Raw genomic sequence first — 16,707 nt, forward strand, 5'->3', positions numbered from 1 at the left:
ACGCTAGCATCGGGATGGCGGTCCTGCCAGTCCGGGCCGCTGCCGGCCATGACCGGAGGGGGAGAAACGACAACGGGGCCGCGCGGGCCCCGTTGTCGTACAGCGCTTGCGGCTTACTGGCCGGGGATGTCCTTGCGCAGTTGCACCGGCTCGGCGCGCGGGCGGCGCATGCGGATGTTCAGCGCCTCCACCGCCAGCGAGAAGGCCATGGCGAAGTAGACGTAGCCCTTGGGCACGTGCACCCCGAGGCTCTCGGCGATCAGCACGGTGCCGACCACGATGAGGAACGACAGGGCCAGCAGCTTGAGGCTCGGGTGCTTGTCGATGAACTCGCTGATGGTGCCGGAGGCGGCCATCATCACCAGCACGGCGACGACGATCGCAGCGATCATCACCGGCACGTGGGAGACCATGCCGACCGCGGTGATCACCGAGTCCAGGGAGAACACGATGTCGATGATGGCGATCTGGATGATGGTGCCGATGAACTGGCCGTTGCCCTTGGGCGCCTCGTTGGTCTCGTCCTCGCCTTCCAGGCCGTGGTAGATCTCGGTGCTGCTCTTCCACAGCAGGAACAGGCCGCCGAAGAAGAGGATCAGGTCGCGCCCGGAAATGCCCTGGCCGAAGACGTGGAAGAGATCCACGGTCAGGCCCATCACCCAGGAGATCGACAGCAGCAGGAGAATCCGCGTGACCATCGCCAGCGCCAGGCCGAACAGGCGGGTGCGCGGCTGTATCTCCTTCGGCATGCGGCCGACGAGGATGGAGATCATGATGATGTTGTCGATGCCGAGCACGATCTCCAGCGCGGTCAGGGTAAAGAAGGCAACCCAGATCTCCGGGTTGGTCAGCCATTCCATAAGGGGTCCTCTAATTCGTCGGTTGTGCGGCCGGCAGCTGGCAGGCTGCCGAACCGGTGAGTCTGTACGCGACTGTGTGAAATTTTCGTCAATTGCCGGCCAGCGGGAAGACGCCGATCAGCAGCGCGGCGAACATTATCGCCAGGCAGAGCAGCGTGGCCAGTTTCAGGGTGAAGCGCTGCAGGTCGCCGAACTCGATCTTCGCCAGGCCCACCAGCAGGTAGGTGGAGGGCACCAGCGGGCTGAGCAGGTGCACCGGCTGGCCGACGATCGAGGCGCGCGCCATCTCCACCGGGCTGATGCCGTAGTGCGCGGCGGCCTCGGTGAGCACCGGCAGCACGCCGTAGTAGAAGGCGTCGTTGGACATGAAGAAGGTGAACGGCATGCTGACCAGCGCGGTCACCACCGCCAGATACGGGCCGAGCGCGTCGGGGATCAGCGCCAGCAGGCTCTTCGACATGGCGTCGACCATCCCGGTGCCGGAGAGGATGCCGGTGAAGATGCCGGCGGCGAAGATCAGTCCGACCACCGCCAGCACGTTGCCGGCATGGGCGGCGATGCGCTCCTTCTGCGCCTTGAGGCAGGGGTAGTTGATGATCATGGCGAGGCTGAAGGCGATCATGAACAGCACCGGCAGCGGCAGCACGCCGGCGATCAGCGTGCCCATCAGGCCCAGGGTCAGCAAGGCGTTGATCAGCAAGAGCTTCGGCCGGCGCGCTTCGGGGTACTGGGAGACGCTGACCTCGGAATGGTCTTCCTGGCCGTCGGCCAGCTGCAGCACGCCGAGGCGCGCGCGCTCGCGCTTGCCGTAGAGGTAGGCGAGGCCCAGCAGGGTTACCACGCCGAGCGCCATGGCCGGGATCATCGGCACGAACACGTCCGACGGATCGACGTGCAGGGCACTGGCGGCGCGGGCGGTGGGGCCGCCCCAGGGGGTCATGTTCATGATCCCGCCGGCGAGGATGATCAGCCCGGCCATGATCCGCGGGTTCATGCCGATGCGGCTGTACAGCGGCAGCATGGCGGCGACGCAGATCATGTAGGTGGTGGCGCCGTCGCCGTCCATGGAGACGATCAGCGCCAGCGCGGCGGTGCCGACCGCCACCCGCAGCGGGTCGCCCTTGACCATGCGCAGGATGAAGCGCACCGGCGGGTCGAACAGCCCCGAGTCGATCATCAGGGCGAAGTAGAGGATGGCGAACATCAGCATCACCCCGGTCGGGGCGAGCTTGGTGATGCCCTGCAGCATCATCGGGCCGATGTCGCCGGCGAAACCGCCGAACAGGGCGAACAGCACGGGGATGATGATGAGGGCGATCAGCGCCGAGAGGCGCTGGGTCATGATCAGGAACATGAAGGTCAGGACCATGGCGAAGCCGAGGAGGGTCAGCATGACGAGTACTCCGAAAGCGAGGGAAGGGGCAGCGCGGGGGTCAGCGCTGGGAGGTCGACGGGCTGGACGACGGCTGGGCGTGGTCGGACGAAGGCTGGATGGGGTGCATGGCAATCTCCACTCATTGTTTTTGTCGGGCGGGCCGGTCTGATGCCGGCTCTGGCGGTGGATGCTACGCAGCCAAGCTTTCAGTGGGCTTTCGGCAGCGAAAGGTGCTGATCGTAGAGGAAATTTCGACGATTCAGAGGTGATCGACGAGTGATCGTGGCCGTCTGCCGGCGCGAGGGAGGCGCGCGTGGGACGCCACCGGGGGCATGGGCCCGAAACGCCGCGCCGTTCCGGACCCGGGGTGCCGCCCGTCAGGGCTTCGGTGGTTGGCTGCCGTGCAACACGGAAAGGGTCAGGTCGGTACTGGCCCTGGAGTCGGGGTTCACCTCGACGCCGCCGGCGGGCGGGGAGTTGTCCAGCTTGCCGTATTGCAGGGTGCCGAAGGGCTGGATCTGCTCGGGCGTCGGCAGGGCGCTGCGCTCCCAGCCGCCGCCGAGTGCGCGGATCAGTTCGGTCGAAGCCTGCAGCAGCTCCGTCTTGATCTGCACTTCCCGGCTGCGCGAGGTCAGGGTATTCACCTGGGCCACGATCAGGTCGAGGCTGGTGTTGAGGCCGCCCTTGTACAGCTCCATGGTCATGTCCTGGGTCTGGCCGGCGGCGTCGACCGCGACGTGCTGGCTCTCGAGTTCCTCGCCAAGACGGCCGACCCGGCTCAGGCCATCCTCGACTTCGCGGAATGCGCCGAGGACCGTCGAGCGGTAATTGTCGCCGGCTTCCCGATACATCGACCACGCTTGCTGCACGCCGGCCCGCCGGGCGCCTCCGGTGAAGAGCGGCAACTCGACCGCGACACCCGGCTCGGGACCGCCCGCACGGAGGGACACGTCGGGGTAGAAGGAGGCGCGCCGGACGCCGATGGCGCGATTGGCCTCAGCCATCATGCGCTCGGCACGGGCGATATCCGGCCGGCGCTGCAGCAGTTGCGAGGGGACGTTCGCCGGAATGGCCGGGATGTTCGCCGCCATGCCGCTCGTCAGCGGCGGGATGTGGAACGCGCTCGGCGCGACGTTGACCAGGGTCGCGATGGCATGTTCCATGACCTGGCGCTGGGCCTGGAGGTCGAGCTCCTCCGCCCGGGTGCGGTAGAGCAGCTCCTGGGCCCGCACGGCGTCGAGCTTGGGCGACAGGAGGCCGGCCACGCGGGTCTGCACGATATCCAGCGATTGCTCGTAGTACGCGATCGACTGCCGGTAGTTCGCATCCTGGGCGTCGAGACCGCGCAGGGCGAAATAGTCGTGGGCGATCTCGGCCTGCAGGCTCAGGCGCGCCGCCGCGTATTCGGCGGCGCGCTGCTGGGCGACGGCGGTTTGCGCTCTCGTTTCGTTGCGGATCGCCGACCAGATATCCGGCTCCCAGGACACCAGGCTGGCGGTGGCGCCGAAGCCGAGGATGGCCTGCGGCATGAGCCGGGAGCGGGCCTGCATCATCGCGTCGCGCGCCTGCTGGAAGCGCTCGCCGGCGGCCTGCAGGTCGGCGTTGTTGGCGGTCGCTTGTTCCTCGAGCCGGTCGAGGACCGGGTCCCGGTAGAGCTTCCACCAGTCGGACTGCACGACCTGGTCGGCGGTGCCGGACGGCGCCGCCCCGCTCCAGTTCGCCGGGACGACCAGTTCCGGCGGGATGTAGACGGGAGCCAGGTCGCACGCCGAAAGGCTCAGGAACAGCGAGAGGCCGGCGGAGCGACCGATGGCACGCAAGACTCGCTTCATCGTTTCGCCTCGCCCGTCGGGGATTGAAGATGCGCCATGGCCGTTTGCCGGTGGGAGGCCTCGTCCCTGGCCGCTTCGGCCTCGCGGGAGGCATGGTTGTATCCGGGCGTGGGCGGGACGAGCTGGACCTCCTCGCCCTCCATCAGCGCGGCGGGCGGATTGTCGACGATGCGGTCGGCCGTGGTGACGCCATCGGTGATCTGCACCTGTTCGCCCAGCACCTTGCCGGAGACGACCGGCTGGTAATGGATGCGCCGGTCGGCGGTGACGGTCGCGACCTGCAGGCCGTTTTCCTCGAACACCAGGGCGCTGGTCGGCAGGGTCAGGATGTGGCCGTCGGCCGGCGCCGTCAGCCTGACCGTGGCGTAGGAGCCGGGCCACAGGCTGGCGTCGGCGTTGTCGAGGGTGAACTCGGTGACGGTCGTGCGGGTGTTCGGATCGTAGCCCTTGGCGACCGTCAGGAAGTTCGCCCGGTAGTGGCGGTTGGGGTATTGGGTCACCTCGACATCCGCCGTCAGGCCCGGCTTGAGCATGTAGGAGAACACCGCCGGGACGGAAACGAACAGGCGCATGCTGTGGGTGTCGGCCACGGAAAACAGCTCCGTGGCGTCGCCGCTGGCGCCCAGGCTGCCGCCGCCTTCGTTGACCAGATCACCGACGTTGATCGAGCGCGAGGTCACGGTGCCGTCGAACGGCGCGACGATGTTCTTGAACGTCTGCAAGGCCTCGTAGCGCTTGACGTTCTGCTTGGCGGCCTCGTACAGCGCCTCCTCGGACTGGGCGTTGGCTTCCGCCTCGGTGATCGACTGCTCCGACACCGCCTGGGAGTTGCGCAAGGCGCGCCAGCGCTTGGCCGTGACCACCGCGAGGTGGTACTTGGCCTCCGCCGCCTTCAGGTCGGCCTTGGCCTGGGCGTACTTGGCATCCAGCGCCGGGGTGTTGATCTCGGCCAGCAGGTCGCCCTGCTTCACATGGGCGCCGTAATCCTTGTGCCACATCTTCACGTAGCCGGAGACCTGCGCGTAGATCGGCGCCTGATACCAGGCCTCCACGGTGCCCGGCAGGGTCAGGTTCTCCTGGCTGGGCCCCGGCGCCGGATTGACGACGGACACCCTGGGCACCGCGCTTTCGAGGGTTTCCTCCCGGAGTGCTTCCGTATGGTGAATGCGGTTGTAGACCTGGTAGCCGCCGATCCCGCCGACGGCCGCCACGACCGCGACGGCGAGGATCGCGCCGCTTTTGCTCTTACTCTTGCGCATCAGGCGTTCTCCTTCTTGCGGTTTTTCCGGTGGTAAACGATGGCGTAGACGCAGGGCACGAACAGCAGGGTGGAGAGGGTGGCGACGGTCAGGCCGCCGATCACGGCGCGGCCGAGCGGCGCGTTCTGGGAGTTGCTCAGGGACATGGGCAGCATGCCGATGATCATCGCCGCGGCGGTCATGATGACCGGGCGGATCCGCCCGTAGCCGGCCTCGATGGCGGCACGGATGGCGTCGCCGTGCACCTCCAGGCGTTCGCGGGCGAAGGACACCACCAGGATCGAGTTCGCCGTCGCCGTGCCCATGCACATGATGGCGCCGGTCAGCGCCGGGATGGACAGGTTGGTCCCGGTGAGGAACAGGCCCCAGGCGATCCCCGCCAGCGCGCCCGGCAGGGCGGTGATGATGATGAAGGGGTCCAGCCAGGACTGGAAATTCACCACGATCAGCAGGTAGATCAGCGCGACCGAGATCGCCAGGCCGACCGCCAGCTGGCCGTAGGCGCTGCCCATGGTTTCCGTCTGGCCGCGGATGTCGACGGCCGAGCCCTTGGGCAGTTCGTGCTCCAGCTCGGCGATGGCTTTTTCCACGTCCGCCGTCACGGCGCCCAGATCGCGTCCTTCGTTGGACACGTAGATGTCGAACAGCGGGATCAGGTTGTAGTGCGAGACCTGGCCCGGCGTGCCCTTGGGCGTGAGCGTGCTCATGCTGCCGAGGAACGGGGTCGGCTTGCCCTGCGGGTTGCCGTCGCCGTTGCCGAGCGGGGTGGTCATCAGGTCGTTGATGCCGGTGAGCTGCTCCTGCGGGGTATAGATGTTGATGGGATAGGACAGGCCGTTTTCCGGGTTCAGCCAGTAGCTCTGGTGGACCTGCTGGCTGCCGGACAGGGTGATCAGTTCGTTGTTGGCCAGATCCTCTTCGGTGGTGTCGCTGCTCAGGCCCAGGGTGCGGTTGCCGTCGACCATGATGGTCGGCGTGCGCATGGTCTGCTGGATGTTGACGTCGGAGGCGCCGGCGATTCTCTTCAGCCGGTCCTCGAGCTTGAGCGCGAACTCGTAGTTCTTCTGCGCGTCGAGGCCGGAAATCTGCACGTCGATGGGCGCCGGGGAGCCGAAGTTGAGGATCTTGGCGGTCAGGTCGGCGGGCTGGAAGGTGAAGACCGTGCCGGGGAATTTCGTTGCCAGGCCGTCGCGCAGGACGGCGCGGTAGTCCCAGACGGGCGAGGTTTCGTTCTTCAGCGAGATGGTCAGGTCGCAGTCCTGGGTGCCGATGGTCGGGGTCGGGATGAACGCCAGGTTGTGCGGGCCGACCGGCAGGCCGCAGTTGTTGACGATGCCCTCGACCTGGCCTGGCAGCAGGCGCTCGATCTCCCGGTCGACCAGGGTCACGATCCGCCCGGTCACTTCGATCCGCGTGCCGAGCGGCGCCCGCATGTGCATCTGCAGGGTGCCCGACTTGATTTCCGGGAAGAAATCGCGGCCGCTGAAGCAGAACAGGCCGGTCGAGGCCAGCGACAGGATCAGGAAGCTGAAGACGAAGCCGGCGCGGTGCGCGATGGCCTTTTCCAGCAGGTCGCGATAGCCCTCGCGGAAGTTCGCGAAGCCCCGTTCGAAGCCTTTCTGGAAGCGCCCGAAGAAGCCCGGCGCCTGGCCGCCGTGGGCGGGCGGCTGGCCCTGTTCGGCCGCCCGTTTCTCCGACTGCAAGTGGCGGTGATGCGCTTCGTTGAATGCGGCTTCTTCCGCGGCATCCTGCAGCGCTGCCTGGTGCGGCTGGTCCGGCGCATGCGGAGGTCCCGCCGGCGCGTGGTGGGCGTGCCCGGCGAGCAGGTACTTGGCCATGGTCGGCACCAGGGTCCGCGACAGGACGAAGGAGGCGAGCATGGCGAAGACGATGGCTTCGGCCATCGGCATGAACAGCCAGCCGGACACGCCTTCGAGGGTGAACAGCGGGAACCAGACGATGCAAATGCAGAGCGTCGCGACCAGGGTCGGGATGACGATCTGGTTGGCGGCGTCGATGATCGCCGTCTCGATGTCCTTGCCCATCTCCAGGTGGGTATCGACGTTCTCGATCATCACCGTGGCGTCGTCGACAAGGATACCGACGGCCAATGCCAACCCCCCGAGCGTCATGACGTTGATGGTCTGCCCCGCCCAGCCGAGGCCGATGATCGAGCAGAGGATGGCCAGCGGGATCGAGGTGGCGATGATCAGCGTGGCGCGCCAGGAGCCGAGGAACAGCAGCACCACGATGCCGGTCAGCGCGGCGGCGGTGAGCATCTCGTGCACCACGTCCTTGATCGAGTCCTTGACGAAGGTCGAGGCATCGTTCATCAGGCTGACGTGCACGTCCGGCGGCAGGATCTTCTGCAGTTTCGGCATCAGGTCCTTGACGCCCTGCACCACATCCAGGGTCGAGGCCTCGCCGCTCTTCATGATGACCACCAGAACGGACTGCTTGCCTTTGACCAGCACGGAGTTGGTCTGCGGCGGTCCGGAGAGGGACACGTCGGCGATGTCGCGCAGGTGGACGTAGGCGTTGCCGGCCTTCTTGATCGGCAGGTCGTCGAAGTGGTCGATGGCCAGCGGAATCGCGTTGGTCTGCACCATCCAGTCCTTGGCGCCGATCTTCTGGTCGCCGGCCGGCAGCACGATGCTCTGCTTCTCCAGGGCCTTCTCGACGTCCACGCCGGACAGGTGGTGTGCCAGCAGCTGCTGCTGCTTGAGGTTGATCAGCAGGAACGGCGGCTTGCCGCCATAGGGGTGCGGAACGATGGCGCCCGGTACCGTCACCACGAACGGCCGGATGCGCGCGAAGGCGAGGTTGTAGAGATCCGCCGGGGTCCGCGAGTCGGAGGTCACCTGCATGGTCAGCACCGGCACCGACGAGGCCTCGAGGCGCATGATCATCGGCGGCGAGATGCCGGGCGGCAGTTGCGGGATCACCGTCTGGGAAATGGAGGCCACGTCCGCTTCGGCCGGGCCCAGATCGGTGCCGGGATGGAAGTAGATGTTGGTGATCGAGCTCCCGTAGTAGGAGGTGCTCTCGATGTGCTCGATGCCCTCCACCGTGGAGGTCACGGCCTGCTCGTAGTAACGCACGATGCGCCCGCTGACGTCTTCCGGCATCAGGCCGGAATAGGTCCAGACGACGGAGATCACGGGAACCCGGATGTTGGGAAAGACATCCGTCGGCGTATGGAAAACCGAGCGGATGCCGAACATCAGGATGAGCAAGGCGAGCACGATGAACGTATAGGGTCTTCGCAGAGCGGTAACGACAATCGCATTCATGTAGACAGACGTCCTGGCAATGAAAGGACTGGCGAATGCCCGGATATCGGTTCGGCCAAGGCTGCTCCGGCGGGCGTTCCCCTGGGTCCTCGGGAGAGGTGCGAGGCGCTGGGCGGCTTGCACCGGCGTGCAGGATTACAGGATGTCGACATACGTCGCAATAATTTGAAACAAATTGCTATTGTGTAAATAAAATGTGAAGTGAAATAATATAAAGTTTTTTACAGGTTTTTTTACGGATTTTCGTGGCCGTCGCCGACACGCTGGCAGCGAAGATTTTTTACTGTTCCAGGGCGATTTCAGGGGACGGACAGGCCGCTGCCCGGCCTGGACCGGATCGGGCAGGACGGCGCGGAAGACGGCTCGGCCGTCGTGCGCAGGCGGCACGGAGGGGCTGCCGGGCGCGACAGGGCCAATGGCGCTGCCGGCTTTCGCCGGGCGGAGGGGGCTTTCGGGAGGGAGGGGGCCGCGCTGCGGGCGGCTCAGCGGCTCAGCCGGTCTGCTCCAGCAGCCTGGCGCCGTCCGGTCGCAGCTCGCCGCTGGGCGAGACGTGCCGGTACAGCGTCTGGCGGGTGATGCCCAGTTCCTTGCAGAGTTCCGACACCTTGGTCTTCGGCTCGCGCATGGCCGCCATCGCCTGGCGCAGCTTGGCGGCGGTCATCTTGAGCGGCCGCCCGCCCTTGCGGACGCGCGCCCGCACGGCGGCCGTCCGTTCGGAAAACAGCTCCCGTTCGAACTCGACCAGCGCGGCGAAGACCCCGGACACCAGGCTGCCCAAGGCGGCGGTGGTGTCGATGACCGCACCATGGCCGCTCAGCACCTTCAATCCGACGCCGCGGACGATCAGCTCGTGCACGACGCCGATCAGGTGGCGCAGGTCCCGGCCGAGGCGGTCCAGCCGCCAGACCACGAGGGTGTCGCCCCGGCGCAGGGCCTTCAGGCAGGCGGCCAGGCCGGGCCGCTCGTCCTGGCGCCCCGGGATCAGGTCCGCATAGCAATGGTTCGCCGGTACCCCGGCGGCGAGCAGGGCGCTGCGCTGCGGGTCGGTCGTCTGGGGGGCGTCCGTTTCGGAGACGCGCATGTAGCCGATCAGCATGTCTTCACCTGTCATCTGGGCATCGACTGCGTGACAGCTTGCAGCGCAGGGGCTGTCACCGGAATGTCATTTAACAAGTTGTTGTTTGCACTAATCGGCGAAAGGTATTTGCTTAGGTAACGAATTACAAGATCGGCATGTCCGTGCGCTGTCCATAGGTTTTTCGTCTGTCTTTGTAAGAAAGTGTTGCCGTGACGGGCAGGGCCTTCCCGTCCGCCGCCCCCTGCGGCGCCGCCCTCCCTGAAAGCCTGCCGAAAGCTTGCGCGGTTAGGATGTGCCGCGAGGCACACCGCCGGGGCCGCCCGGCCCGCCGTTCCCGCTCCGAACCGTCCGTCCTCGCCACGAGGTTTCCCCGTCGACGGTTTCCGGTCGCCCCCGACTGCCGCCGTTCAACCCGTTACCGCCGATCCCTTTCGCGCGCCGCGCCCACGCCATGCCGGATGCCGCCATCCGGACCGCGCCGCGCGTCGTCCCTGCAGGAGATACAAGATGCACAAGACTCCACGCACCCTGAGCGCGGCCCTGTCCACGCTGGGAGCGGCCCTGGCCATGTCCCCGGCCGAAGCGGCCTTTCTCGAGGACAGCAAGGCCACGCTCAGGATGCGCAACTTCTACATCAACCAGGACACCCGCAACCAGGACGCTCCCAGGGCGGAGGAATGGGGCCAGGGCTTCATCCTCGACTACAAGTCCGGCTTCACCGAGGGCCCGGTCGGCTTCGGCCTCGACCTGTCGGGCCAGTACGCGATCCGCCTGGACGCCGGCGGGCGCGAGGGCAAGTCGGGCATCGAGCGCAGCCCGGGCTCGGTCTTCCCGCTGGAGAGCAACGGCAAGGCGACCCGCGACTTCAGCCGCCTCGGGGTAACCGTCAAGGTGCGCTTCTCCAGGACCGTGGCGCATCTCGGCACCCTGATGCCCAAGCTGCCGGTCTTGAGCTACAGCGACGGCCGCCTGCTGCCGCAGATGTTCCACGGCGCGCAGATCACCTCCAACGAGATCGAGAACCTGACGCTGATCGCCGGCAAGATCGAGCACTCCACCGAGCGCAACTCCAGCAACACCGACAGCCTGTCCATCGCCGGCGCCGACGGTCCGGACGAGGGGCGCTCCAGCAACGAGTTCTACTACGGCGGCGCCGACTACAGGGTGCGCGAGAACCTGCTGCTGCAGTACTACTACGGAAACCTGCGCGACTTCTACAAACAGCACTTCCTCGGCCTGGTCCACGACTGGCAGCTGCCGGTCGGCACCCTGACCACCGACCTGCGCTACTTCGACAGCGACTCCGACGGCAAGAACGGCAGCGCCGCCGGGCGTGCCGAGGGCTACGTCGGCAGCGGCTACTGGGGCGCCGGCTCGTCCAGTCGCGGCGAGGTCGACAACCACCTGTGGAGTGCCCTGTTCACCTACGCCCTGGAGGGCCACGAGCTGAGCGCCGGCTACCAGAAGGTCAGCGGCAACAGCGACTTCCCGCACATCAACCAGGGCAACGGCCGTTCGCTGTATCTGATCACCAACAGCCAGATGGGCAAGTTCACCAGTGCCGGCGAAAACACCTGGGTGGCCGGCTACGCCTACGACTTCACCAAGGCCGGCCTGCCGGGGCTGAAGGCCGGCGTGACCTACTACAGCGGCGACGACATCGATGCCGCCGGCAGCGACAGGCGCGAGTGGGAGCGCGACCTGCGGGTGGACTACACGGTGCAGTCGGGCCTGCTCAAGGGCGTCGGCTTCACCTGGCGCAACGCCATGATGCGCGGCAACGACACCCGCGACCGCGACGAGAACCGCCTGATCGTCAACTACAGCCTGCCGCTGCTCTGACGGACCGGCTGCTCCTCAGCCGGCTTTGAGCGCGGCGCTGCTGATCTCGCGCATGCGGAATTTCTGCACCTTGCCGGTGACCGTCATGGGGAAATCCTCGACGAAGGTGAAGTGCCGCGGCACCTTGAAGTGGGCGATGTGCTGCCGGCAGAAGGCGCGCAGCGCCTCGGCGTCGGCGCTGTGGCCGGGATGCAGGCGGACCCAGGCGACCACTTCCTCGCCGTAGCGCTCGTCGGGGATGCCGATCACCTGGGCGTCGGCCACCGCCGGGTGGCGGTAGAGGAACTCCTCGATCTCGCGCGGATAGATGTTCTCGCCGCCGCGGATGATCATGTCCTTGTTGCGTCCGACGATAGCGATGTAGCCGTCGTCGTCCATCGCCGCCAGGTCGCCGGTGTGCATCCAGCGCGCGCCGTCGATGGCCGCGCGGGTCGCCTCGGGGTCGTTCCAGTAGCCGAGCATCACGCTGTAGCCGCGGGTGCACAGCTCGCCGATCTGTCCGCGCGGCAGGATGCGGCCGTGCTCGTCGACGATCTTGCTTTCCAGGTGCGGCTGGGTGCGGCCGACGCTGCCGACGCGGCGCGCCAGATCATCGTGCGGGCCGGTCTGGGTCGACACCGGGCTGGTCTCGGTCATGCCGTAGGCGATCTGCACCTCGCCCATGTGCAGCTCCCCGATCACCCGCTTCATCACCTCGATCGGGCAGGTGGCGCCGGCCATGATCCCGGTGCGCAGGCTGGACAGCTCGAAGCCTTCGCGCTCGGGGTGGTCGAGCAGGGCGATGAACATGGTCGGCACGCCGTACAGCGCGGTGGCGCGCTCCTCGGCCACCGCCTGCAGGACGGCCAGCGGCTCGAAGGCGGCGCTCGGGTAGATCATGGCACTGCCGTGGGTCAGGCAGCCGAGGTTGCCCATCACCATGCCGAAGCAGTGGTACAGCGGCACCGGGATCACCAGGCGGTCGTGTTCGGTCAGCCCGAGGCTCTCGCCGACCAGATAGCCGTTGTTGAGGATGTTGTAGTGGCTGAGCGTGGCGCCCTTGGGAAAGCCGGTGGTGCCCGAGGTGTACTGGATGTTCACCGGGTCGTCGAACTGCAGGCCGGCGGCGCGCGCCTGCAACTGTTCGGGCGGCACCGTCTGCGCCCGCTGCGCCAGCTCGCCCCAGCGCAGGCAGCCGGCGGGCGCCGCTTCGGCCAGGCTGATCACCCCGCGCAGTGCCGGCAGCGCCGCGCTCTGCCAGGCGCCGGGGCGATGCTCGGCCAGCTCCGGCACCAGCTCGACGAGCATGGCGTGGTAGTCGGAGGTCTTGAAGCGCTCGGCGCAGATCAGCCAGCTGCAGCCGGAGCGCTCCAGCACGTAGCCCAGCTCGCCCACCCGGTAGGCCGGGTTGATGTTGACCAGGATGGCGCCGACCTTGGCGCAGGCGAGCTGGGCGATGCACCACTCGGCGCAGTTCGGCGCCCAGATGCCGACCCGCTCGCCCTGCGCGATGTCCAGGGCGAGCAGCCCGCGGGCCGCGAGGTCGACCGCCTCGGCCAGCTCGGCCCAGGTGTAGCGCAGTCCCTGCTGGCGCACGATCAGCGCCTCCCTCAGGGGAAATCGCCTGGCCGTGTCATCGAGCGCCGCACCGATGGTCATGGCCAGCAGCGCCCGGTCCTGGCGCCCGCGACTGTAGCTGAGTTCCGTCATCTTGCTTCCTCTCTTGTGCTTGTTATGCAAGGAATGCGTGCCGGCGGCGGCATCCGCCGCGCCGTTTGACAGGATAGACCGGGATGCTTACGTTTACGTAAAGGTAAGATGCAAGAGCCGAACATGTCCAAGACCTACAGCATTTCCGACCTGGCCCGCGAACTGGACGTCACCACCCGCGCCATCCGCTTCTACGAGGAGCAGGGCATGCTCGCCCCGGCACGGCGCGGCCAGGAGCGCATCTATTCGGCGCGCGACAAGGTCGCCCTCAAGCTGATCCTGCGCGGCAAGCGCCTCGGCCTGTCGCTGGCCGAATGCAAGGAGCTGATCGACCTGTACGACCCGGCCGGCAACAACCTGCGCCAGCTCGAACACTTCCTGGCGAAGATCACCGAGCGCCGCCGCCAGCTGGAGCAGCAGCTCTTGGACATCCAGCAGATGCAGCTGGAGCTGGACACCGCCGAGGAGCGCTGCCGCAGCGCCATGGCCGTCGCCCGCGGCGACACCAAAGCCCATTCACTCGAATAACTACAAGACCGGAGACTGACTGGAGATGAGCAACCTGCCTGGACTGAATTTCTTCCTCGGCGAGGAGATCGAGATGCTGCGCGACTCGGTGGCCGGCTTCGCCGCCCGGGAAATCGCCCCGCGCGCCGCCGAAGCCGACCGCACCGACCAGTTCCCCATGGACCTGTGGCGCAAGTTCGGCGAGCTGGGCCTGCTCGGCCTGACCGTCGCCGAGGAGTACGGCGGCGCCGGCATGGGCTATCTGGCGCACATGATCGCCATGGAGGAGCTGTCCCGCGCCTCGGGCGCCATCGCCCTGTCCTACGGCGCGCACTCCAACCTCTGCGTCAACCAGATCCACCGCAACGGCACGCCGGCGCAGAAGGCGCGCTTTCTGCCCAAACTGATCTCCGGCGAGCACATCGGCGCCCTGGCGATGAGCGAGCCCAACGCCGGTTCCGACGTGGTGTCCATGCAGCTGCGCGCCGAGAAGAAGGGCGACCGCTATGTGCTCAACGGCACCAAGATGTGGATCACCAACGGCCCGGACTGCGACGTGCTGGTGGTCTACGCCAAGACCGACCCGGCCGCCGGCGCGCGCGGCATCACCGCCTTCATCCTGGAGACGGACAGTCCCGGCTTCTCGGTGGCGCAGAAGCTCGACAAGCTCGGCATGCGCGGCTCGCACACCGGCGAGCTGGTGTTCCGCGACGTGGAGATCGCCGCGGAAAACGTGCTCGGCCGGGAGGGCGAGGGCGTCCGGGTGCTGATGAGCGGCCTGGACTACGAGCGTGCCGTGCTCGCCGGCGGGCCGCTGGGCCTGATGCAGGCGGCGATGGACGTGGTGGTGCCCTACATCCACGACCGCCGGCAGTTCGGCCAGGCCATTGGCGAGTTCCAGCTGATCCAGGCCAAGGTCGCCGACATGTACACCACGTTGCAGGCCTGCCGCGCCTACCTCTACGCGGTCGGCCGGCAGCTCGACGCGCCGGGCGCGGGGCACGTGCGCCAGGTGCGCAAGGACTGCGCCGGGGTGATCCTCTACTGCGCCGAGAAGGCCACCTGGCTGGCCGGCGAGGCGATCCAGATCCTCGGCGGCAACGGCTACGTCAACGACTACCCGACCGGCCGGCTGTGGCGCGACGCCAAGCTCTACGAGATCGGCGCCGGCACCAGCGAGATCCGCCGCATGCTGATCGGCCGCGAGCTGTTCGACGAGACGCGCTGATCGACCCATCCGGTGGAAAACCGCTGCGCGGGTTTTCCACCCCAGGCCCCACGGTCGCTCCGGTAGGGTGGAAAACGGCCGCCGGCCTTTGCCACCGGGACCCGCGCCAACGGCATCAGGGAGCTAGCCCCATGGCCATCCTGCACACCCAGATCAACACCCGTTCGCCGGAGTTCGCCGCCAACGGCGCGGCCATGCGCGAACAGGTCGACCAGTTGCACGCCCTGCTCGGGCGCATCCGCGAAGGCGGCGGCGCCAAGGCCCAGGAACGCCACACCGCGCGCGGCAAGCTGCTGCCGCGCCAGCGCATCGACCGCCTGCTCGACCCCGGCTCGCCGTTTCTCGAGATCGGCCAGCTCGCCGCCTTCGAGGTCTACGACGAGGAGGTGCCGGCCGCCGGGGTGGTCGCCGGCATCGGCCGCATCGAGGGCGTCGAGTGCATGGTCATCGCCAACGACGCCACGGTGAAGGGCGGCACCTACTACCCACTGACGGTGAAGAAGCACCTGCGCGCCCAGGCCATCGCCCGCGAGAACCGCCTGCCCTGTATTTATCTGGTGGATTCCGGCGGCGCCAACCTGCCGCGCCAGGACGAGGTGTTCCCCGACCGCGAGCACTTCGGGCGGATCTTCTTCAACCAGGCGACCCTGAGCGCCGCCGGCATCCCGCAGATCGCCGTGGTGATGGGCTCCTGCACCGCCGGCGGCGCCTACGTGCCGGCGATGGCCGACGAAACCATCATGGTGCGCAACCAGGCGACCATCTTCCTCGCCGGCCCGCCGCTGGTGAAGGCCGCCACCGGCGAGGTGGTGACCGCCGAGGAGTTGGGCGGCGCCGACGTGCACTGCCGGACTTCGGGGGTGGCCGACCACTACGCCGAGAGCGATGAGCACGCCCTGGCCATCGCCCGGCGCTGCGTGGCCAACCTCAACTGGCGCAAGCAGGGCCGGCTGCAGAGCCGCGCGCCGCGGGCGCCGCGCTACCCGGCCGAGGAGCTGTACGGGGTGATTCCGAGCGACGCCCGGCAGCCGTTCGACGTGCGCGAGCTGATCGCCCGCCTGGTCGACGACAGCGAATTCGACGAATTCAAGGCGCTGTTCGGCCCCACCCTGGTTTGCGGCTTCGCCCATCTGCACGGCTATCCGCTGGCCATCCTCGGCAACAACGGCATCCTGTTCTCCGAGGCCGCGCAAAAAGGTGCGCACTTCATCGAGCTGGCCTGCCAGCGCGGCATCCCGCTGCTGTTTTTGCAGAACATCACCGGCTTCATGGTCGGCCAGAAGTACGAGGCCGGCGGCATCGCCAAGCATGGCGCCAAGCTGGTCACCGCGGTGGCCTGCGCCCAGGTGCCCAAGTTCACCGTGATCGTCGGCGGCAGCTTCGGCGCCGGCAACTACGGCATGTGCGGGCGCGCCTACGACCCGCGCTTTTTGTGGATGTGGCCGAACGCTCGGATCGGCGTGATGGGCGCCCAGCAGGCCGCCGGGGTGCTGGTGCAGGTCAAGCGCGAGCAGGCCGGGCGCGCCGGGCAGTCCTTCTCCGCCGAGGAGGAGGAGGCGATCCGCCAGCCCATCGTCGAGCGCTACGAGCGCCAGGCGCATGCCTTCTATTCCAGCGCCCGGCTCTGGGACGACGGCGTGATCGACCCGGCGCAGACCCGCGAGGTGCTGGGCCTGGCGCTGTCCGCCGCGCTCAACGCGCCCATCGAGCCGACCCGCTTCGGCGTGTTCCGGATGTAAGAGGC

Annotated in this window: 11 protein-coding genes; 4 read left to right on the forward strand and 7 right to left on the reverse strand. The window is 67.5% G+C overall.

All coding sequences use genetic code 11. The annotated features are described in order from the left end of the window. Positions 1–113: 113 nt before the first annotated feature. The 6 genes from Atro_RS14640 to Atro_RS14665 form a co-directional block, all read right to left on the reverse strand. A complete protein-coding gene (locus Atro_RS14640) occupies positions 114–860 on the reverse strand; it encodes a TerC family protein (RefSeq protein WP_497923373.1) in 747 nt (248 codons plus the stop codon). Between the two features lie 88 nt (positions 861–948). After that, a complete protein-coding gene (locus Atro_RS14645) occupies positions 949–2,253 on the reverse strand; it encodes a CitMHS family transporter (protein ID WP_497923375.1) in 1,305 nt (434 codons plus the stop codon). A 359-nt stretch (positions 2,254–2,612) separates the two neighbouring features. Further along, positions 2,613–4,067, reverse strand: coding sequence for a TolC family protein (locus Atro_RS14650; RefSeq protein WP_497923378.1), 1,455 nt, complete (start codon positions 4,065–4,067; stop codon positions 2,613–2,615). Then, a complete protein-coding gene (locus Atro_RS14655; protein ID WP_497923379.1) occupies positions 4,064–5,326 on the reverse strand; it encodes an efflux RND transporter periplasmic adaptor subunit in 1,263 nt (420 codons plus the stop codon). Before Atro_RS14655 ends, Atro_RS14650 begins: the two co-directional genes overlap by 4 nt. Beyond that, entirely contained in the window at positions 5,326–8,619 is a 3,294-nt protein-coding gene (locus tag Atro_RS14660) for an efflux RND transporter permease subunit (RefSeq protein ID WP_497923381.1), read from the reverse strand. The genes Atro_RS14655 and Atro_RS14660 overlap by 1 nt, the downstream gene beginning before the upstream one ends. A 490-nt stretch (positions 8,620–9,109) precedes the next feature. Then, positions 9,110–9,730 (reverse strand): recombinase family protein, encoded by a 621-nt coding sequence (locus tag Atro_RS14665; protein ID WP_497923383.1) that lies wholly within the window; start codon positions 9,728–9,730, stop codon positions 9,110–9,112. Between the two features lie 474 nt (positions 9,731–10,204). Between Atro_RS14665 and Atro_RS14670 the strand changes: the two genes are divergently transcribed. Continuing rightward, positions 10,205–11,539 carry an OprD family porin gene (locus Atro_RS14670; RefSeq protein ID WP_497923384.1) on the forward strand — a complete coding sequence of 445 codons (1,335 nt, stop codon included), beginning with the start codon at positions 10,205–10,207 and terminating at the stop codon, positions 11,537–11,539. Positions 11,540–11,554: 15 nt separating this feature from the next. Here Atro_RS14670 and Atro_RS14675 read toward each other — a convergent pair whose 3' ends face one another. Next, a complete protein-coding gene (locus tag Atro_RS14675) occupies positions 11,555–13,228 on the reverse strand; it encodes an AMP-binding protein (protein ID WP_497923386.1) in 1,674 nt (557 codons plus the stop codon). Between the two features lie 123 nt (positions 13,229–13,351). Between Atro_RS14675 and Atro_RS14680 the strand changes: the two genes are divergently transcribed. The 3 genes from Atro_RS14680 to Atro_RS14690 all read left to right on the forward strand — a co-directional run bounded on the left by Atro_RS14680 (position 13,352) and on the right by Atro_RS14690 (position 16,702). Further along, positions 13,352–13,756 (forward strand): MerR family transcriptional regulator, encoded by a 405-nt coding sequence (locus Atro_RS14680; RefSeq protein ID WP_497923387.1) that lies wholly within the window; start codon positions 13,352–13,354, stop codon positions 13,754–13,756. A gap of 25 nt (positions 13,757–13,781) precedes the next feature. Further along, positions 13,782–14,963 carry an isovaleryl-CoA dehydrogenase gene (locus Atro_RS14685; RefSeq protein WP_497923388.1) on the forward strand — a complete coding sequence of 394 codons (1,182 nt, stop codon included), beginning with the start codon at positions 13,782–13,784 and terminating at the stop codon, positions 14,961–14,963. Positions 14,964–15,094: 131 nt separating this feature from the next. Beyond that, complete coding sequence (locus Atro_RS14690; protein ID WP_497923390.1) at positions 15,095–16,702, forward strand: carboxyl transferase domain-containing protein; 1,608 nt, start codon at positions 15,095–15,097, stop codon at positions 16,700–16,702. Positions 16,703–16,707: the final 5 nt, after the last annotated feature.

The sequence above is a fragment of the Azotobacter tropicalis genome (genome assembly GCF_059739045.1).